This window comes from Paenibacillus helianthi (genome assembly GCF_001909055.1).
GTDB lineage: Bacteria > Bacillota > Bacilli > Paenibacillales > Paenibacillaceae > Paenibacillus_AQ > Paenibacillus_AQ helianthi.
This window is the reverse complement of sequence record NZ_LVWI01000014.1, coordinates 1-20,435: the sequence shown is the minus strand read 5'-3', so window position 1 is coordinate 20,435 and position 20,435 is coordinate 1. Positions and strand designations below refer to the sequence as shown.

General features: G+C 47.4%; 13 protein-coding genes. All 13 read right to left on the bottom strand.

All coding sequences use genetic code 11. The features are described 5' to 3' along the window. Positions 1-4: 4 nt before the first annotated feature. The 13 genes from A3844_RS06165 to A3844_RS06100 all read right to left on the bottom strand — a co-directional run bounded on the left by A3844_RS06165 (position 5) and on the right by A3844_RS06100 (position 19,994). Positions 5-4,186: a 3-keto-alpha-glucoside-1,2-lyase-like domain-containing protein gene (locus tag A3844_RS06165; protein ID WP_074106921.1), complete on the bottom strand. Its 4,182-nt coding sequence runs from the start codon at positions 4,184-4,186 to the stop codon at positions 5-7. An 84-nt stretch (positions 4,187-4,270) separates the two neighbouring features. Continuing rightward, on the bottom strand, positions 4,271-5,353 hold the full coding sequence (locus A3844_RS06160; protein WP_074106920.1) for a hypothetical protein: 1,083 nt from the start codon (positions 5,351-5,353) through the stop codon (positions 4,271-4,273). Between the two features lie 66 nt (positions 5,354-5,419). Further along, a complete protein-coding gene (locus tag A3844_RS06155; protein WP_074106919.1) occupies positions 5,420-7,246 on the bottom strand; it encodes a hypothetical protein in 1,827 nt (608 codons plus the stop codon). 15 nt (positions 7,247-7,261) lie between these two features. Then, positions 7,262-7,675 carry a hypothetical protein gene (locus A3844_RS06150; RefSeq protein WP_074083696.1) on the bottom strand — a complete coding sequence of 138 codons (414 nt, stop codon included), beginning with the start codon at positions 7,673-7,675 and terminating at the stop codon, positions 7,262-7,264. Positions 7,676-7,691: 16 nt separating this feature from the next. After that, positions 7,692-8,111, bottom strand: coding sequence for a hypothetical protein (locus tag A3844_RS06145; protein WP_074083695.1), 420 nt, complete (start codon positions 8,109-8,111; stop codon positions 7,692-7,694). After that, complete coding sequence (locus A3844_RS06140) at positions 8,111-11,209, bottom strand: M23 family metallopeptidase (protein WP_074106918.1); 3,099 nt, start codon at positions 11,207-11,209, stop codon at positions 8,111-8,113. Before A3844_RS06140 ends, A3844_RS06145 begins: the two co-directional genes overlap by 1 nt. A gap of 15 nt (positions 11,210-11,224) precedes the next feature. Beyond that, positions 11,225-12,637, bottom strand: a complete 1,413-nt coding sequence (locus A3844_RS06135; protein WP_074106917.1) for a hypothetical protein — start codon at positions 12,635-12,637, stop codon at positions 11,225-11,227. A gap of 51 nt (positions 12,638-12,688) precedes the next feature. Beyond that, on the bottom strand, positions 12,689-13,330 hold the full coding sequence (locus A3844_RS06130) for an S-layer homology domain-containing protein (protein ID WP_074083692.1): 642 nt from the start codon (positions 13,328-13,330) through the stop codon (positions 12,689-12,691). Between the two features lie 11 nt (positions 13,331-13,341). Continuing rightward, the gene (locus tag A3844_RS32710) at positions 13,342-17,637 is read right to left on the bottom strand and encodes a hypothetical protein (protein ID WP_167374640.1); all 4,296 of its coding nucleotides are present in this window, start codon (positions 17,635-17,637) and stop codon (positions 13,342-13,344) included. A 66-nt stretch (positions 17,638-17,703) separates the two neighbouring features. After that, positions 17,704-17,874: a hypothetical protein gene (locus A3844_RS32705; protein WP_167374639.1), complete on the bottom strand. Its 171-nt coding sequence runs from the start codon at positions 17,872-17,874 to the stop codon at positions 17,704-17,706. A gap of 167 nt (positions 17,875-18,041) precedes the next feature. After that, complete coding sequence (locus A3844_RS06110) at positions 18,042-18,503, bottom strand: hypothetical protein (protein WP_074083690.1); 462 nt, start codon at positions 18,501-18,503, stop codon at positions 18,042-18,044. A gap of 89 nt (positions 18,504-18,592) precedes the next feature. Next, positions 18,593-19,435, bottom strand: coding sequence for a major tail protein (locus tag A3844_RS06105; protein WP_074106914.1), 843 nt, complete (start codon positions 19,433-19,435; stop codon positions 18,593-18,595). A 115-nt stretch (positions 19,436-19,550) separates the two neighbouring features. Continuing rightward, positions 19,551-19,994 carry a hypothetical protein gene (locus A3844_RS06100; protein WP_074106913.1) on the bottom strand — a complete coding sequence of 148 codons (444 nt, stop codon included), beginning with the start codon at positions 19,992-19,994 and terminating at the stop codon, positions 19,551-19,553. Positions 19,995-20,435: the final 441 nt, after the last annotated feature.

Below are 20,435 nucleotides of genomic sequence, written 5' to 3'. Positions count from 1 at the left end.
ACCTCTAATCTGTAAAGTCATACTGAAGACGCCCATTAACAAGGAGTTTAATGCGATTACTTATAACCGACACCTGCAGTTGGTACCATTTCCCTTGTACCCAGCTGAAAGCGTTCATCGGGGAACCCAGCATTTCGGTCTTGCCTCCCCGAATCCTGAAGAGCTGCATCGAACGCAACATGCCCAGCGTACCGCCCGAATCGCCTCCGTGAATCATGAACATGTAATAGTTCTGCGGGTCTGTGTACCGAAATAAAATGCCTGCCCCATCGTCGCCCGTGGCCTCATTGACTTTGAAGCTCACCTCGAACACATAATCTCCGTGCTTGAAGTCGTTGCGGTAGAATCCAGTGACTCCTGGGTTTCCGTTAACACAATAGAACTCTCCAAGGTCCTTATCCCTGCGCCAGTTCTCCTGGTGCTCATTATCCATCCGTATCCAGTCATCTTGACCAAGCATGAGCTGGTCTCTTTCCTCAGTCCAAGGGTAGTAATCGTTGAACGGATTATGCGGGTCGTAGTCTTCAGGTACTCCGAAGCCCCCCTCCCAATCTTCCGGGTTCATCCCGTCTTCGATAATATCGTCTCTATAATCAAAGCTCAGACCTTGGCCCATTTCAGTGATCCGGTCCAAAAATGCTTTCTTAATTTGTTCCGTGGCATTCAGGGGCTCATCCATAAGAGCGTCATGCCCGCGCTTCTTGGCTGCAATGTAGTCAAGCATTATGGACTCAGCAAGTTCTTTATCTGCTAGAATTCCCTCGATAATTTGAACCGCATCCGGGAGTTTTGATCCAATGAAATCAAGATGAAGATAGGTTGGCTGTGGTTCTGGCTGCCCCGATACGCCGTTCTCATCGAGCTCTCCCTCTCTGTTCATTTCTCTGTTCCCTAAGACGTCATCCTCTTCCGTGAAATCTGCATAACTTGGCTGCCGGTCACCTGTCAGTTCAGGACTGCTTACGGCAGCCTCACGCCCCAATCCTTTATACGCCAGGATACTCTCCATAAGCAGCGCAGCTTTATTCGGATCTGTAGCAAACATACCTTCTGAGATAATAGCCTGCTCCAGGGCAAGCTTAGCATAATTGGACCACTCTACTTCCGGAATGAAACCGTCCCGGACACCAGCTTCCCCAAGAAAATATACGTCCGCGATGTGCCCCGCACGGGAACCTCCTGTACCGAAAACAAATTCCGTGGAAAGCTCAGCAATTCGCTTCTTAACCAAAGCCTCGTAATCCCCGTCAGCAACTAAGGAGGCTCTCCCCTCTCTCTCCGCTAAAGGATTGTCGATCATCTCAACGCCTCTGACAGGGGGTTCAGCTTCTGTTCCCATACCCATTGCTGCCGGTCGCTCCGGCTCTTGGGCCTGTATACTTCCACTGCTGATCTCAGCTGAGTGGTTGGTCGGTTTAGTTGCCTCGGTACTTTCAGGTATAAAAGATTCGTCTGGCTCAAAATATCCCAGGGGGTTCTCAATTTGGAGAACCGATGGACGGAATACATCATCTGCCAGAATATCCTTGCCAGCATAAGACGGCTTCGGTTCTTCAAAAGCAGACATACTCTCAGAGATTACTGACGGTCTTCCCTCTTCGATACCTGTCAGTCCCTCAGGGAGAATAGAGGGCTTTGCTTCCTGCTCAGCCAGCTTGTCGGATAAAATAACGGAAGGTTTTGCTTCTTCATAGGCCACCGGCTCCTCTGTGAACACGGAACTTTCGCTAAGGGTGTCCCTACTGGATTCCCAGCCAAATATCAACAGAGATGGCTTGGACTCCTGAAACCCCACGATACCGCTCTCAATCAGCGACTCCAGACGCGCTTTTGCGCCTACGATAAACTCTTCAATGAACCCTCCAAGTGCCTGTTTTTCGGCCAGGATATCGAATATCTCAATAAGAGAAGGTGTCAAATTATCCCGAATCCCTACGAGAACATCATCCATCAGCTCAGCAGGGAACTCTTTATTAGCGTAGATAACTTCGAGTATATAGGCAGGCATCTCACGGATAATGTGTGCCACAACCATTTCCTCGATCAGAAGAGCTTCCAATCCATTATTCCCTCTAACTGCGGCAAAGATCTCTTTCGTTAAGCCCTCCCGAGATTTTTTGACCTCAGCGGTAAGAGCCTCGTCCATAAGCCCCCGCAGTTCAATAAGCTGCTTTGTGCCCAGCCAATCCTCCCCTATGGATGACTCTAAAGGAAGGTGCCCTTGGCTGAGCAGCATCTCCTCCTCAGACAGAGCAAACCGCGAGAGAACGGTTCCGCCGATTAATTCATCAATCACAGAATCCTTCGGCCTCATATCCGATTCAACAGAGCTGTCCAAATAAGCCCGCTGCTTGCTCTCTCTCTGTGCCTGCTTGATGTAATCCAGGTACATCTCTTTGGCTTCCATACGTGCCGCTTGCGAGTTCCAAGAAATGAAAGTCTGCTTAGGGGTGCGGGAACTGCCTTCCACAACATTACGAGGCACATATATCATCTTCTCTTTGGATCGGCATCCCTCTAAGCTATCCCTGCCAATAAACAAATCACGTTTTCCTTTAACTCCACCGTCCATTAGAGAGCGGACCACCCAAGCATCTGTCTCAACATCCCGGATAGACAGATCGAAGTATCGTTCAATATAGCTGTCTACCTCATGTTCACGGCGACCCCAGAGAACTTCCCGCAGAATGCTATTCTCCAATGACTTGGGCATAAATTTATGAATAATCCGTTCGCCCTTCAACTCATTTTTGACGATCCAAAGGTGTTTTTCTCTGGCAACTACTCTTTGAGCATTGATGTTAGCCTTTATAAGGTCTGATGCCACAGCCTTTTGGCGTAACCCTAGACTCTGCTGACCAATAACGGTTGTCTGGCTGCCTTTTCTCCCCGCCTTGTAAATATCGCTTAAATGTGTGCCCCACTCCAAGTCACGGATTGCCTGCAGCATAGCTATAAGGTGTGAAGGATACTGTCTCGCCTTCAGCTTGGCCCGGGTAATACTTCTGTCGATGAACAGCAATTGCGCGGATAGCTTTTTCGCCCCAATGATCGTTTGTAATACAGCGTTGTGGTCGTCGTTCCGTGTACCTTCCAATTGTGCTCCCAGCAGAGCAGGTGCACTGATTTTTCGTCCACCAAGGGTATTACCGGAGTTGATCCAGGCCCTGGCCATGCTATTTCGGGAAGCCAAGAAACCTCGCCCTATGGAACTGCGCAAGTATCTCTCGGGAGTTTGTCCCCATACATATTCCTGGATAACAGATGTTTGATGTCTATTCATCATTCGGTTTGCTAGAATTGAAGTCCACGGAATTACTGCCTCTTCTGTGCTTATGCGGGACGCAAATAAGGGTTCCTTAGGATTTAGTATGTTGACGATACGCTCCCGATGGCCATGAGTACCTCCACCGACTACGGCATCTGCACTAGAAATACGGTGCCCGTCTCCACCCTTTTGAATAGAGAGATCCGAAGTCACAATACGCTGCGCGGAATCCGCCACGTCAATGAATAGTTGCTGTTCCTTCATTCGATATGCCAAATCGTTAAGTCGCAGATTATTCAAGTTTCGCGCCACATTCTTAGTGATGTGTACTTCGCGGAATACCCGCGTCGGCTGATTGATTGTACGGAACGAGCCATCGATGTCTACATTCCGATACTGTCCTTGCTTATCAACTCTAATCGTTCCCTTTTCTTCTTTCATTTCCAATCCATATAACTCAGGACGGATCGCTAACGGCACCAGATCAGCGCTGACCCCAAAGGCTACCGAACGGGTTGCATCGCGTACGCTCTCATCGACCTGTCCGTCTAAATAGTGGGGACGAACAGCATCATGTAATGCAGTCTGGGTTCCGACTCTACCCAGATTCACTGCAGCTATTTCTTCACCTAATGCCGATGACCGTTTGGGTTCATCTGCCAAGAGGATAATCCCTGCTTCAGCAGACAGCTCCTGCTGCACAGCCTGAATAAGAGCATTGTTCAGTTCAGCAGGCAGTTCCTTCATAGATGCAACTAGGTACTCTAGCATGACAACACTGGGGTACTTGGAGTACGGAATATATACCAGGTGGTAGCTTCTTGACACCGGAGCAAGCATGGCAACCTTTAGGAAATACCCTGTACTGGATACGTGGAAATCTACAAGTTTGAAGTTATACTGGCTACTTGCCTTCAATGGGCACACCTCCACCTATGAAAAAAGGGACTTCGCGGAATACCGAAGTCCCCAGGTCTTTATACGACTCGGAAATATGATTGTTTAGTACCGTACTTCTTTGAGAATCGCAATGCCCATTTTTACGTTAGCCGAACGATTCATGAAGTTCTGTTCAGTATTATGGTCAAAATAGCGGTACACTTCCTGTTTCCAGGCTTTACCTTCCGTTTTTTCTGGGATATCCACAATAAGTTCATCCAAATGGAGAATGTTGTTTTTCGATACTGCAATACAGGAATCAAGCTGGCCGCGATATCCATCGTAAGCATGGACAACGTAAATCGGAGAAAGGTGGTATTTACGAGTCCATGAGCTGGCATTAAACCCTTGCGGCTCCAGAAGCAGCCCTGTGTCACCGATTTGGGTGTCGACAAAAGCTTTTCCTGTAGTAGGAGCCTGTGTAATAAAGGCCGGATAGTGTTTTTGGAATTTTATTCCAGATTTTGTTTGGAACATTTGAAGTGTATTGTTACCGAATGAGGTATATTGACCAAAGTCAAATCCAGCCATTGGGGTCGTTGGTTCAACTTTTACCGCTCCTGCTGTAACCATAATATTTCCGCTTACATCGTCTTGGTTGTATTGGAACGGTTTGAGAGCACCAACATATAGAAACGACTTTCGGTAATCGTCAAAGTGAACCGCCGGATCACCAACAACGACAAGCGCTAAGCGATTGTTCATCACGTTCATATATAGGTATACAGGCTTTGTAATCGTACGGTCGGTTGGTTTTCCGCCTACCAAGAAGGCTTCATTGGCCCATTCAAAATTAATAGGATGACCTTCATTAGCATAGCTGTTCTTCGTTTCGTTCCAGCCCTCCTTCACCTGAACCGTCAAGGAACTGTGTTCGCTTGCTGTGGTGAATCCTTGGTGAGTAAAGACAACGTGAAACTTTTTCGTGGTTGCTCCAATCTTACTCGTGCCTTCCAGGGTGAGCTCTTTAATTTTTCCAGAGGCGGTATCAACCACTTCTTTGGCCACAACCCAGGTATTGGCTGTAGGGGTTTCTCCTGCTGTGGCATTGTGGGGATAGTTGGTAATTGCCGTGATTTCTGTTTTAAGGGTATCCAGAAGCTCCTGAGATGTAGTGATTTTTTCAATGTACGCAAAATTTGCCATTGGGAATGGTTCCTCCTTGGTAATGGGGATTCTGTTACGGGGAATAGGGAGATGGACAGCCAGTTCCTATCTGATTTCTTTTAAAAGGGCTACAGAACACTCGTCAGGATTCGCAGAGGACTTAAGGAAATTCACATCGGACTTCACGCTAAAGAACTTGTAGACTTCAGTCCATGTCCCTTTAGAATGATCTTCCGGGTCCTTCCACTCCTCGGTATCTACAACAAGCTCATCCATATTAATCAGATTATGATCGTTGATAGCTACTACACCTTCGAGATAACCCCGGTACCCTTCGTACTGATGAACCAGATAGATGGGGCTGGCGTGATATCTGTCCGTCCAAGCTGAAGCTTGGAAGCCGCTCTTCTCTATAATTAGAGTAGACAGTTCTGGTGGAATAGTACCAACACCGCTATAGTTCGGAAGTTGCGTAATAAATGCGGGATAGTAAGCCTGGAATAAGACACTGGATCGCGTGCGGAGCATTGAAACAGAGGTCATGCCATTGGAGGTATACCGTCCATATCCTGCGTAGATCGTATTTTTATCGGGTTTGATATTCTCGGGGAGGAAGCCTGTTCGGTCTGCTGTCAGTTGGCCCATACCTACGGTAATGCCGAAATTGCCTGTATGATCGTAATCTGCGAAGGGGGTGATCTTGCCAAGATAACCAAAAGTCCGGTAATAAGCATCCATATCAGGGGCGGGGTCCCCTTCCAACACAAAGGACACTCTATTATTATTAATAGACAGCCAGTAACCGACCCAGTAGTCAGCACGCCTCTTTTTGTTGGCAAGCCAGGTAACCGTTGAATCCGCACCATAGAAGAAGTGAGCCGGAGGGCTGACTACTGGAATATTCCCGTCCATTACCCAGGACACCGTAGGAGGCTGAAACCTGGACTTATTCATCGGGTCTGTCTGAAGCAAATACTGCTTCTCCGCTTCCTTTTGATTAATTATTGTGGGAGTGCCGCCCACTTTCACTGTACTTATGTCGCAAGCCTTGATATAGGTTGATTCAGACTCACCACCCGCAGGCACCCCACTAAACCCCTCGCCTTGAGATACGTTGAAGTAATTATACTGGCCCACTGGAGCTTGCAGCATGATATAGAAGGTCGCAGGGGATACGCCAGCAGGAACATCCGGTACTGATTTTAGTACCACCACATCATCGGCAGTATTTGTGACATCTGCTGTGTAGAAGGTTTCAGTAAAGGTGTACGGAGCCCCCGCGCCCATTGTTGTGTTTGCCCAGTAAGTGTTTGAGCTGTTTGTATATGAACTGTAATACACATTGACTGTTCCATTTTTCAGGAGATAGGTCCAATCATCCGGCATTTTACAAACAAGCTGAAACTCATTCCACTCGGAATCAGATACAGGATCGCCTCCCAATAAGGGCAGCTTTTTTTGCGTGACAATCCACGCCTGCTTCTCATGAATTTTGTTTTCAGGGTCATCCACTAATACTGCAAGTGCATTAGGCACAAGAATAGTATTCCCATCCACCGTAAAAGTGTTTACTTGAAACTTTCTTCCTGTCTTTACGTTTGCTGTGCTGTTTTGAACAGTCTCGTATACAAATCCATTGTCATCTACCAGTTGAACGGGGGTCCCTGAGTTGGTTATGGTTAAGCCAAGGTTGTTTTTTAGTTTAATGACCGGATATTGTTTTCCGTTTGTATGTCTATATACTCCAGCCACTCCGTCTCTGGAGTTCTTCTTGTAGGTCACCCACTTCGTAGACTTGGACTCCAGCACCTTTTCCCAGCGATTGTTCACGTTGAATGGCAATTTCGCTCCAACAATCTCATCTGCTAAGGCGAAGATAATATCTTTGGCCTGAGCTTCTCCCTCAACCCAAGCAACTCTATTACTTGGCATCTTACACACCCCTCCTTATTTACGCAAAAACTTCACGTTGTACCATACTTGCTTCGCGGAGCCGCTGAGATTGTGGTACTCGAACTTGATCTCGGCGTTGTCCGGGAGTGGATAGACGATCCCGAAGGAGTTGCCCATGGATACACTTTCCGGCAGTTCCTTGGTATAAACCGTCTCGCATATCTTATCTCCGTTGACAGTTAGCTCCCAGAAATCTCCGATGCAATATTCGCTAGCCGCAAAGGCCACGGACAGAAACTCTGTTGCATAAGGAAGACTGTACGTATCCTCATAGATCTTCGCCACACCCGTCACATCAATCATTCTCCCGCGTACAAAGGGCCGGGTGAATTTACTAAAGTGCGGATAAGGCAGCTCGCGGACTTTATCAATCGTGCCTCCTGCCGGGTGTGTGATTTGAAAAGACATTCTGCTTCACCCCCTCCTATATACGCGTTAAGGTTGTCCCTTTTAAGTGTCCGCTTTCCTCATCATAGTTTAGACCGATAATTAAATTCTCTAGCGTTGCCCCCGCCGGATTCTTGCGGACCACGTTCACTGCTCCCAGCCGCCAGACCGTGTAGTATTCCCAGTCTGCATGCTCCGAGTCCACGTTAACAGGAACCCCGGCCATATCATCACCGCACCCAAACGTCATATAAATATCAGTAACATACCCTGATTCATAGAGCATGTGAGCCCCGGTAACCTTCTCTGCATCAAGAGGATGTTCTCTGAGCAGCAGGACAGAAGGAGTGCCTGCAAATGGATCGGCAGCCGTTGTATTCGTAGCAGCCTTCTTTGTCTCCGCCTTAATCAGATCCATAATGGGGTAAATTAAATAGTCATTGGCTACACCGGCCATTAGAGAATAGCCCCCTCTCCGCTCGACCAGGTGAGGTCGATGATTTGCAAATAACCATTCTCGACGGAGAACGATGACCTGATCCCTTTAATAGTGTAGACACTTCTTGTCGTTGTATTGCGGTCGGAGATGTATACTCTATCCATTACTTCCAGCGCAGGATTTCCCGGAACAGAGATTTGGAGGGTGCGGCATATACACTTATTGTCAAAGAAAAATCTTTCGGCAATCTTACGCTTCTCCGCCTCACTTTTGGCATACGGAACATTAAGGACCGCAGTCCGGACCTCGCCCTTGAGTTCCAGCAGGATCTCCGTGTCTACAAAGTGCATATATTTCCCTTCATCATCAAACACAGCAAGATGGCTGCGGCCCCGGCTCCAGTCGGTAGACTTCTCCAGCGAGACCAGGTTGTCATATTCAGTAAACTGCCCGGCGATGGGTTTGTTCATATTAATCATTTCCAGGCGATATGTCCCGTAACGGTCACAGTAAGAACGGTAGTTGGTATCCTTGGTAATTTCCGAAATGGCATCCCCAGCTTTACTCTCGAAGGCCTCGAACTCCTTGCCATACTCCTCTATATAAGGGTTAAGCCAGCCATTCGGTGTCAAGACAGCATTAATGTCCACCTCTTCAAACTCGCCTTCCTTATTCGGGACAGCACGAATAACTTTACCAGAAGCTTGGCTAGTACTGATGAAATACGATTCCTCAATCACATAGTCAGGATAGTGGATATCGTTTGGAGCTTGACGCCAGCCGGTCATTCCAGCAGAAACAATCAGATCTGTCACGACTGCGGATTTCAGCCATGCGGCCTTTAGATCATCTGGTCCCGTACCTGTTGCTGCAGTTGTGGAAGACGTAGTCTGCGGATATGCCGGTACATCAGCAAAGGGTGAAGGGTCCGCCACATAACTCTGATAGATATTCCATACCGGATTTGGCCAGTTCGTGTCTTTAGACCATTGATAACTTCCCTTGTCTCCTCCCCGCCAGAAGTATTTCACGTCTTCGAGCGAGTTGATCCGCCAGCTCCGGCTTTTTAACGCCTCTGCGTAGCGTTTGGCTCCAAAATACAGTTGCTTGTTAATCCCCGCATATTCCGGTTGTTTGGCTGAGCCACTGGGCACACCATATCCCAGGATATAGCCTCCACTGGACTCCCGGCCCGCTCCTGTCGTACCCATATTCGTTTCATGCTTTGCAATAGCCAGCAAGAAGAGGTAATCTACAGCAGTTCCCTTGAAGTTGGGGTGTTTGGCATTGTACTTAGCCCTCGCTACAATTTCTTCAAAGCGGGAACCACTGTATCCGTCGGTCACACTGCCTGCGTCCGTTACTTTCGTTTCCGTTCTTTTAGTGTCCAGCACACTCACCTTGGGATAGGCTTTATCCTCCAGCAGCACATGATTCAGTACTTTTTTATACATATCCCTGCATGTAATGGTCAGTTGATGGTCTTCTGCCACGCCATCCACTTTGTCAATAAGCCCTGTAAAGACACGAATAAAATTCTGACCATACCCGTAATAAATACGCACTGGCGTATTCTCGGAAAGAACGCCTACATGATAACCATTAATATAGTAGCTCCAAGGGGACTCCTGATACATTTCAGGGAAATAGAAAGGGTTATAGTCGGGGGAATAGTATCCATCGGGGTTCGAAATGACAATTCGGGCTTCATGCGACTCCATCTCAAGCTGATCATCTATATCAACCGAAATAATATTGTCCAGAACCAGCGTATCCATATACACGAACTGGCCCACCTGCAAGGAGTTCTCTTTCTTCACTTCATTGAATACAATAGACTCGATTTCAGCGGTCTCATAGTATCCGTTTTTCTGCGCAGGATCCGCAGCGGACAGCTTATCCGTGTTCACCCCGCCATTCACTTCATTAATCCTTATATCATTCAGGCCCAGCTTGCAGCTGACCCCGCCATACCATAGAACCTCGACCTTGATGGTGTATGTTCCGGCAGGAAAGGGGACATCTTCAACAGATTCTATAGAACTCCCGGCATCGAATCTCTTAACCTTCACCTGCAGCTGTGTATTGAAATAAATATTGAGCTCCAGACCTTCCGTCACATTGCTGAAATACCCGACTTTTAGAAGGCAATCCTTCGCCGATTCAAACTCGATGTCGAACGAGCATGAACGCGGTGCATTCACCTTCTTGGCTACAAAGTCGTAAACCAAGTAACTGTCATAACTTGGCCTTTGCATATACTGTATAGAACTTAGGTTAACCGCATCGGGGCTTATATTTTTGATCCCCAGGACATTAATCCATTGTTTATCCTTAAATTGCTGATTGAACACCTGCGCCCCTACGGTTCCTTTAATCGTTGCTCCGTTGGTAAGACCTCCACCTGTATTCGTCGAAGAAGTGAACATTTTGGAGGTGCCTTCCAGGTACGGCTGCGGATTCTTAGGATCATTATTTACTCTGATTTCAAAATGGAGATGAGCCCCCTTGCCTTTCGACCGGTCAGAGCTGGGGTCGTCATAATTCCCCTGAACATCCTTTCCTCCAGACATCACATGTCCCGTATTCCCGGTAAGCGCAATCGTATCGCCCTGCTGGACTACGCTGCCTACCTGGACAAGGATCTGACTAAGGTGGGCGTACCGGGTCATTACGCCATTGTCATGCTGCACATCAATATAATAGCCATATCCGGTATAGGGTTTGTTATGACTCGTTGCTGACACACGTCCAGACCATACTGCGACAACCGTCTCTCCCACGGATGCGCCTATATCAATACCGGTATGCATTTTCCCATTTCTCATGCCGAATTTACTGGTGATGTCGTCCGGGGAGAAAGACCCCCGGGATGGAACTGGCGGCACGATAGCCTGATAGTTCACTAGCGTTTGTCCCGCTGACCCCTCTTCAATGAATGTCTGCTGAAGACTCACTTCTTTTGACGCCTCTCCGGTCACAAAGGAAATCTCTTCTGTTCGTCCAGGAATAAAGGCCATGCGGTCTACTTCAACCCGGCACACGGGTTTCGCATATTCTCCGAGCTTTAAACGATCAGCCAGAAGCTTTTGCATTTCTTCGGTCACATACTGCATCCTTATCCCCCTTACTCATTTAAAATGTTCAATACACCATTTTCTGAACCGGTTAAGAAATGTTACAGCCTGGGCCCGGTTTAAGAGTGTGGATGGCAGAAAGTAGGGCTTCTTCTGTCCTTCGGCAACCGCATCCATCGGTGTGTACATGTTATCCACTACAGGGTTTCCATTCATAAACCGGGAGAGCTCATAGCCTTCAATTAAATACCGGCCATCCTGAAAGGTTTCACCTTCCATAGAAAGCACCGGCTCCGCCCACCAGGACCCATCCGGTACCCGTCCATCTACGGTGATCGTCTCTTTAGTTTCATTGTTATATAGTGCGGTAAGTGTACCCACATCCAGAAATCTAGTAGATACCTTTTTTTCGTAGTAAAAATATAAAGTAGTGCCTGCTGGCTGCGGGTTCACAAAAGTAATGGTATGGTTGTCCGTCTCTTGATAGTTCACATCTTTAGTGAGCAGTACACCATTACGTTTGACCTTCAGCAGACCCTGACCTGCCGGGTACGTGCCATTCAACCGGAAGCGCCGCTGCCCCTCCTCGGCATACATATATTGATCCAGCTTGGCGGTTGGGGCATCAATATCACTAAATCGGCTATACAGCGTCTTGCGCACTCTATCGATTAAGGTGAAGGCCTCTCCCCGGGTGATGTATGCGTTGGGGAAAAAACGGTCATTACGCCAAGTCATTCCGGCTGTCGCCTTGAACTCTCCGCCCTTCAGCTGGTAGTACCCGTCTTTAAAAACAATATAGTTAAATTTGCAGGTCACACCATTTAGATTATAGGGGAGATAGATACAGGCATTGGGGGCGGGGGATACCATATAGGAATCCGTTTTGTTCCCAAGATATTTAGCGACAAGCGCGCTGGGTACACTTACTCCCCACAGCTCTTCGTCAATTACAATTCGCTTCAAGGGTCGGCCGAACGCATAACAATATTCCTGATAGCTTCTGTTGAACGGATCCCAGACGTAATCATCCCCATTATCCAGCACATGCTTCGGATGCCCGAATCCTGACCAGCTTGTCGGGTCCTGCGGACGGCCAAAACGGTCTGTAAGAACTTTCCCCTGGCTGACAAATGACACGATAGACCCTTTGCGCGGGGCACTATAGAATTCAATCAGAGTCGATGTTGCCGAAGGATTGCTTACCTTCTTATATACGGTCTGCACACCATCTACATATACAAATAGTGGATTTGCCGGAGTGGGGACGATTTTCTTCGAGAGCGTAAATTGCTTTTTTCCCTCTGAACCACTCTGTTCTTCGTACAAATAAGGGGCATCAGCCATAAACATCCCATACTCAATTCCGGAAATCATAGGATTCCCATCTTCCAGATCAATCCCGGACGCTTCCATAACCTCGTTGTAGAACCAATCATTTGGGGTAACATCTACCCAAGTCGTCATCTCAGCTCACCTCATTTATAGTATAGAACGGAAAAGAGAATAGCCTGCAGGCTACTCTCTCAACATCCGTTCGACAAACCGCCGGGTCCGGTTTAAAAAGGAAACAAATTCTGCCCGGGTAATATAGCCGTTCGGCCTGAAGTAGAGAACCGGAGTACCGTCTGCTTGTACCACCGTAACCAGCCCCGCGTCAGCCATTTCTTCTATATCCGTTTCGGCCCAGTGGCCCTCAGTATCCTGATATTCAAAACGGTGCTTCTTGTCATAGCCATCCTTCTTGATCAGCACTAGCTCAATCACGCACTTATATCCCCTGTTGCGGTCTTGATTGCTGTCCAAACCATTATTAAGCCATACTGGCGAGGGGTTGATGCTTTCCAGCGATCCCAAATACAGAACTCCGCGTTCATCATAAAACTTGTGGGTCCAGCCGCAGTAGGTAAGATAATTATTGTAAGCCTCTTTATCTTTGAAGAGCAGGCTCAGTTGAACCTTGTAGCTAGAAATGCCCATCTGGTGAAAATGGCTCGGAGCATTTATGATCTTGATCTCTTTAAGCGATAATTGTGGACTTGGCGGGGCATAGGGTTCTACGATCTTAGCGTCTACTTCTGTGAAATTCAGTCCTGATTCTACAAATAACCGTTTCTTATAGCGATCATTTGCTGTTCCAAAAGGATACTGAGCAGGCATTGCCTCTCCCCCTATCTATGATTGTATTGCATCCCTGTCTTTACCTGCTGAGAGAGCTCGCGAGAGACATTGACGTTGGCATTCTTAACGATGCCTGCCACCTGATTGCCTACAGCCGTCCAATCCTGCTGGCCGTTGACATTCGCCTGAATGGTGACATTTACATCTCCAGAACCAAAGGATACCTGCTTGGCTGTCCCCTCACTCACCTTCATTTCGTAATAACTCATGGCCTGTACACCATCCGGAAGATTGAAAGTGGATTTCCCTTGCAGCAAGCTATTTTTAATGTCTACCAGATTATTCTTCTGCTGAACCTCCAGCTCCTTAATTTGCTCCAGTATTTTATTACGCTGAGTTTCGTTATCCTTATTTTTATCAAGCAGGGTATGCAAATCGCCTAGTGTGATACCAATCCGCGAGTTAATATCCTGAGACATCGCGTTCTGAATCTGTTTGACACCATTTGAGTCTTCTCTGGCGCCTGAAAGAATAGCATCACTTCTCTTCATGCTCCAGTCCGCATTTGAAATCTTCAAGTCATGATTTAGCTGCCCCATGATGTCATTGAACTCACTATCAGCGCTCATCTGATAGTCCTGGAGTTTCAGTGAAGAGATTTGTCCCTGTATATTAGCAATCTGGGCGTCTATTTCGTTATAAGAATCTGACCCCGCTGGCTGCCGGTCGCGTTTGGCGATTAGACCCTCGTCAATGATTTTCCCGTCCGCATTTTTCGTTCCATTTAGGATACCGTCCAGCATTTCAATATTCTTTTTAAAGTAAGTTTCGAAGAGGGCCCGCATCTCAGCGGAATCCTCGCGAACGCCGGACATGACAAGCTTGGCATAGCTTTCATCATGGGTTGCCTGAATTTTAGCGGTTTCGTTTTGCTGGAGACTCATCGTTCTGGACATCATCGATTGTGCGTCCTCATATCGGACAGCCTGATTCCGGTCAGAATAATCTATATCGCCTTTCTTACTATCTACATTCGAATCAAGCGGATCATCCGACTTCTTTGGTTTTTCCTCAACCTTTTTGGTTACTTTCTCAGAGTCTGCATTCCCTTTAAACTTTTGCTCCAGCGCTTTAGTAAGATCTTTGCCTTTTTTCCCGCTAAACGAAATTTTTAGAGCGTCCGCATATTCCGTCCATTTAACCCCGGTGCCACCGAAAATTTGATTAATCCCACCTCGAATACCGCCATCCAGAATCATTTCACCAATACCAAAAGCTTTCGTCAAAAAATTACCGTCGCCGATTGCCTGGGCCTTCTTCTGCAGATCAACCCGTCCGCTCGCATCTTGCTTTGCTCTTTCTTCTTTAGTCATGCTGAGCGGAGCGACAACATCACTATAAAAGTCCATTGCGGTTTCAACTGCCGAAATCAATGGAACCTTCTTTAGCCCGATCTTCAGTCCCTTACCCACCGTTGAAGCAAGCTTTCCAAATTTCCCGGCTTTAGAGAATAGTTTCCCGGCTCCTCTGGTCAAGCCTGCCAGCTTTCCTGCAATTCCCCTTCTGCCCCCGCCGGAGCCGCTTCTTCTGCTTCCCCTTCTACCTCTATTTGAGCCACTCGGGCCACTTCGTCTACCACCGCTATGATCCTCATCCGAGCTGCCAGAACCGCTTCTTCTGCCACCGCTATCTTCCTCATCCGAGCCGCCAGAGCCGCTTCTTCTGCCACCGTTATCTTCCTCATCCTTATCCTCATACCAATCATCGTTGAAAAATTCCTGGACTTCCTTGGCTACATCATAGGCGGATTTTTTATCCTCATCCTTGTCCTTGTCCTTGTCCTTGTCCTTGTCCTTGTCCTTGTCCTTGTCCTTGTCCTTGTCCTTGTCCTTATCCCTGTCCTTGCCTTCGGAGGCTGGCTTGCTTTCAGTTTCAGTCGCCTGCTTAGGGGCAGTCCCTGAATTTTGCAGTCTAGCCGCACGATCTAACCGGGCTAAAGCGTCTATATAATTTTGAATATCACCTGTATCTTGGAACTCTTTATTAAGCTGTACCATGTCATTAATGAATTGCTTGATACGTTGATCTGAATGGCCTGCACTGGAACTAACCCGCCTCAGCTCTTCTTCAAATTTCCGGGCATTCATGGTCCCGCTGATAAATCCCCCGGATATCCTTGCTATGCTGTTAACCAGCAAATCTCCATCCTGCCTGTCAACCCTCATGGCGGTGTCCAGCAGTTCCATCCGGGTGTTTACGAAGTCGGCCTGACGATCCATCTCTTTCATCTGGCGAATAAGCATTGTCAGTGTGCGTTCCAAATGCTGTGCTTCTAAGTCCAGCCTTGGATCAACCGATTGAGCCCACACGAGACTCCGCCGGGTCTGATCGACATCCCATTGCTTCTTGTTCATCCGGCGGTTAACATCTACATGCTCTTCAGAACCATATTTACCACTGCTTTCGATCTCAGCACGCTGCAGTTTGAGCTGTTCATACTCCTCACGCTGGGTGCCAAGCTTGTCATTCAAATGGCCGACACTCAGAACGCTGCGCTTACTGTTTACGAGATCGAGCCGTTTTTGTACAGCCGTAATGTGATTTTGCAGATCTGCCTTCGGAGCCTGCTGAGCAGCTAAACCCTGCCCACCCTTCCCGAGACTTATATTCTCCTCAGAAGAATGTCCGACATGGCTGCGGATCACATCTAAAAAGGCAATAACCCTCGAGCTTACGGTTTGGAACTCTTCCTTCAGATGATCGAATATCCCTTGTGTCGAAACCTCCCACATCGTCTTCAGCTTCTGTTCCTGGAATTCATAGGTCAGCATACTCTCTGCAAGCATCTGATTGGATTGATCCGCAGTCCATTGCTTGTCCTGCAATTTCTCTGCAAACTTTGCAGCACCACCCTCTGCCTGGACACTTGGGGCTGTATTGACCCGGGCCATGTCCTCTAATAGGGCCGTAACTGCACCGGAGTCATTCCCTAAATTGCTGGCATAGGTCTGTTGAACATAATCCTGGTCATTCGTATCGAGCCTATCCATGACATCCGTAATCGCAAACAGCATGTCCATTCCAGATTTTTGCGGCTTCCCCCTTTCCACATTCACATCTTGGCTTCCATTCCAGGGATCGAGAGTCTTAAACCCCGTCCGCTGAGACATCTCTTCAAATTTCTTGGAGGCAGGATTATCCAGTGGGGCTAGCATATTCATAAAGAACGCCTCCCCTGGATCTCCTGTCCTGCTTAGGATTGAGGGGTACATGGAAGACACAGCAATAGATTGGGCCATCGTCTGCCGCTTATCCTCATCAGATCCAATAAATGCAGGGGCGATATTTGCAGATTTTTGCATTTCGAGCAGATCACTTATTTGGGTAAAAGCTAATTTTGAACCCGCAACCATCATATTGGCGGCATCTTCAACACCTGCTGCGTTAAGTCCCCACTTGGCAGCAATAGAAGCAAGACCACTTGCGGACTGCTGGGTATCCATGCCCCCAATATTTTTCAGTTTGGCAGCCTGAGCTGCAATCTGCTGTGCTTCAAGCGGATCGGTTGCAGCCGTAGACGCATACCGGTAGGCCGCAGCGGCATCTTCCACAGGCAGTCCATAGGCAAGTGCCATATTTTGAACCGGCTTCTCTGGCGAATTTGGAACCCCCCCATCCTTCATCTTAAAGTTTGAAGCTGCCTGTGCCATTTGATATTCAAACGATTTATTGGCTTCATACCCCATAGAGAGCAACAGAGATGCACCATTGTCATACGAATCCCCCAGGATATTTTGCATAGCATTCATAACAGAGGACATTAATTTTTGGCTTTGGTCCGCCAGAATCTTCACGGCAGTGTTCAGCTCACCGCTCATATATTCAGGTTTCCGCTGTGGTCCCAAGGAATCCCGCCCGTACTGAGGGTACCCGCCAAGCTGAATGCCAGCAGCATCGTTACCGAAGCTCACCGGCACAGCTTTCAGCTCGTTCAATGCTTTGGCAAGCTCGGTAAATTGAATATCCAGCAGCGTTCTGACCTTATCTGTGAGGGTTTGTTGCAGAGCTTCCATCTTCCGGGCCAGAAAAACAGCCGGGGAGTCATCTGGTGCAGTCTCAACACTGTCTATGCTACTACTCATCCCCTTTATCCTATCAACTATTGCTTCCAGTCTGCGGCCGACGATATCTACTGCTCCCGCTTCCTTCGAGATATCGCCCAAAGAAGCAATGAGTGCATCCACCTGCTCAGCAAATGAGGCAGTTTGCCTTGCAAGAGAATCCATTTTGAGCAGAATTTCCGCTTCTAACGAATTACTTTGCTCCTGATTATGATCAGATGCCATAGTTCATCCCTCCCCTTATCAAATAAAAAAAAGCCCACCCTAAGTAGAATAGGCAGGACTTCACTTTTACCCTCCGCCAAACATACGTGCCAGCGCCATAACCCCGTCTTCATCAATTTCACGGTAGTCTTCATCGTTATAACCTTCGGGTTGCTCCTCTTCTCCGCCGCCTCCCCCAAACATTGCCCGAAGAGGCGCGGTTACAACCTCTACCTCAAAACGAATATATTTGTGCACCTGCTTCAGGAGTTCCTGAATCTGCGGGTAAGTGTATCTCCTGATTGCCCACTTATCGAGGTTACAATGCTTATGAAGATAGAAAAAAACCTCGCTCCATGTGACAGGCCCTCCTGTCTCTGTGTCGCGGACTTCTACCCCTGTCGGCTCTTCTCCCTCAGCCCGTTCTACTTTTTTAGTCCATTGAGATCCATCATGACATCCAGAATACGCTTAGCCGTACGAAGATCAACATTACGGTCAATAAATGAATGATCCACTACCAGTTTCCCCGCTTTATCGCGGTAAGCAATTTCCGGATAGATTTGAAAAGCCAGCCCCAAAATATCATGAAGTGTTTTTTCCTTGGCTTCCTGGCCCGGTGCAAAGTTAAGAATGATTTCGCCTACATTGACCGTTTTCAGGTACTGCATGAACTCTCTCGTATCCCCAAAAGTCATTGGTGGAATTCGGTAAAGTTCTCCATTACGCAACATAATCTCTTCATCCTCTTCAAACCACACACGTTCTGATAAACGAACTTCCTTGTCTTCTGGTAATTCCTCTTCTGTGCTCTCTGCTTGAATCCGTCTTAGTGCAGCCTCATTCATCTCTTTCGCATGCAGTAGTTCCTGGACAGACTTGCTCATAATCCCACTCCTTTTGTGTTGTTTTATTGAAAAAAACAAAGGCCCGGGTAGGGACCCGGGCCTCGTTCATCCGCAGCAAGCTTCAGAAGTTACACGTTCGAGGCTGCCGAATAACGTTTGATACTTCCCAGCTTGCGGTCCGCACGTTCCGGATCAAGCACCTGCAGGGTGATCTGAGAAGTAGATGCAGTAGCCCGGGCAGCGTCGATAGAGAACGTACCTTTTGCCCGGCATTGGTACAACTCTGTTTCAATACCTTGAAACGTACCATCTTTTTGCAAAAATGATCCATGATGAATGATATGAACCGGGAACGGAACCTCGTCAACCAGAATATCTACCACATCAATGATCTCTGTACGCTGGTAGCTCAGTACAACATCCTTATTGGTATGAGATATATTCAGAATCACATAGGTTTTTCCTGCATCGGAAGTCACCATGAACTGTTTGTCTGTTGGCGCAACGGTTGAGCTGTACGCCACTTTCTCAAGGAGTGAGTTGGCATCCTTCAGCTTCACAGTGAAATTGCCATCGCCATAAAGGGTGCTGCCGAATGTGACTTCTGCTAGAGCAACATCCGGTCCGGAAGCAGCACTGCGGTCAAGCTCTCCTTTAATCAGTTCATGCTGTTCATTGAGTACCCAGAGAGAACCATTTACATCTTCTTTAACTGTAGATCCCATCATTAGGGATAGCTGAGCCAAGTCGAATTTTGCGTCTGTAGCTGTAATTTCAATCGATTTAGACTTCACAAGATTATCAATCGCGAATAGGCCATCAGAACCGAACACATCTTCAAGCTCTACGTTAAGGTCAATTTTCAGATTTTGAAGCGTACCCAGCGATACCACCTCAACACCTTTACCATCGGCTGCATATTTCTTTGCAAGAAATTGTCCAACACCCTTAATAATCATCTTTTTAGCCATTCGAAAATTCACTCCTTTAATGGATACATCAAGCTTGTCTAATCTGTGAGCTGATCAGCAAGCCCGAAGCTCTTATTTATTCTTCCTGCATAGAGTAGGCGGGCTGCAATAATCCCTAACATTCCCCGTCCAAAGATAGAGAAAAGTGAAGTACCGTAGTGAAACAATATACATCAGACATAAGAATTGGCGTTTCATGCTCCTTATACAGCGTTGTTTCAAAGTTCTCCACATTCTCAAACGGACTTATGACATTCCGAAATAATTCAACAATCCGTTTTGAGATCTTCAAAGCCAAATCCACATTATTAGCAGTGTAAGTATTGAATTTGATGAACGAATGATAAACCAGATCATTCTCTCGGCTAATTTTGCCCTTCCGGCTCGCATAAAAGCTAATTAAAGGCAGGTTGCCTTTGATAAGATCTAAGGGCTGCGATCGCTTTTGAATCCGCTGCTCTACCCTTAATACATCTGCCGGATCAAGGTTCATTAACTCTAAAAGCTGTGAATCTGTACGAAGTACCCGGTGAATTTCAGCATAAAGGCCAGTGACCATAGTAACCTCCCTAATTCGGATTTTCCCTGCTCAAATAGATTAGGCCAAAACACAGATATGCCTTAGTTAGAATAAATCATGGGTGTCATCAGCCTTTCCTCAGACCACTGCAAAAGCTCAACCCTTTTCCTCCTCTTCAGAGATAGTAGGGTAAGACGAGGGATTACTCCCTCGGACTCCCCGTCAAACCGTGCATGCGGATTTCCCGCACACGGCTTTCCTTCGTCAGTTCCCCATCTTCAGGAGTGAGTTTCCTTCATCCGTCGCCGGATTGCTTATTTCACTCCTGAATTAGGAACGTGTGGTGAGTAAGCTTGTTAGAAATACCATTCCGGCTGATTCCAGTACTTTGTTTGGTATCAGCCGGTTTGACACCGTAGATCTCTTTTTGCGCATAAAGGCTCGCACCCTCATTCGCGTCCATTGATCCAGACGTTCAAA

Bases quoted from the DNA above. Each gene is read 5' to 3' on its own strand.
- A3844_RS06160 (WP_074106920.1), bottom strand. From the start codon at position 5,353: ATGGCAAATTTTGCGTACATTGAAAAAATCACTACATCTCAGGAGCTT.
- A3844_RS06155 (WP_074106919.1), bottom strand. From the start codon at position 7,246: ATGCCAAGTAATAGAGTTGCTTGGGTTGAGGGAGAAGCTCAGGCCAAA.
- A3844_RS06150 (WP_074083696.1), bottom strand. From the start codon at position 7,675: ATGTCTTTTCAAATCACACACCCGGCAGGAGGCACGATTGATAAAGTC.
- A3844_RS06145 (WP_074083695.1), bottom strand. From the start codon at position 8,111: ATGGCCGGTGTAGCCAATGACTATTTAATTTACCCCATTATGGATCTG.
- A3844_RS06140 (WP_074106918.1), bottom strand. From the start codon at position 11,209: ATGCAGTATGTGACCGAAGAAATGCAAAAGCTTCTGGCTGATCGTTTA.
- A3844_RS06135 (WP_074106917.1), bottom strand. From the start codon at position 12,637: ATGACGACTTGGGTAGATGTTACCCCAAATGATTGGTTCTACAACGAG.
- A3844_RS06130 (WP_074083692.1), bottom strand. From the start codon at position 13,330: ATGCCTGCTCAGTATCCTTTTGGAACAGCAAATGATCGCTATAAGAAA.
- A3844_RS32710 (WP_167374640.1), bottom strand. From the start codon at position 17,637: ATGGCATCTGATCATAATCAGGAGCAAAGTAATTCGTTAGAAGCGGAA.
- A3844_RS06110 (WP_074083690.1), bottom strand. From the start codon at position 18,503: ATGAGCAAGTCTGTCCAGGAACTACTGCATGCGAAAGAGATGAATGAG.
- A3844_RS06105 (WP_074106914.1), bottom strand. From the start codon at position 19,435: ATGGCTAAAAAGATGATTATTAAGGGTGTTGGACAATTTCTTGCAAAG.
- A3844_RS06100 (WP_074106913.1), bottom strand. From the start codon at position 19,994: ATGGTCACTGGCCTTTATGCTGAAATTCACCGGGTACTTCGTACAGAT.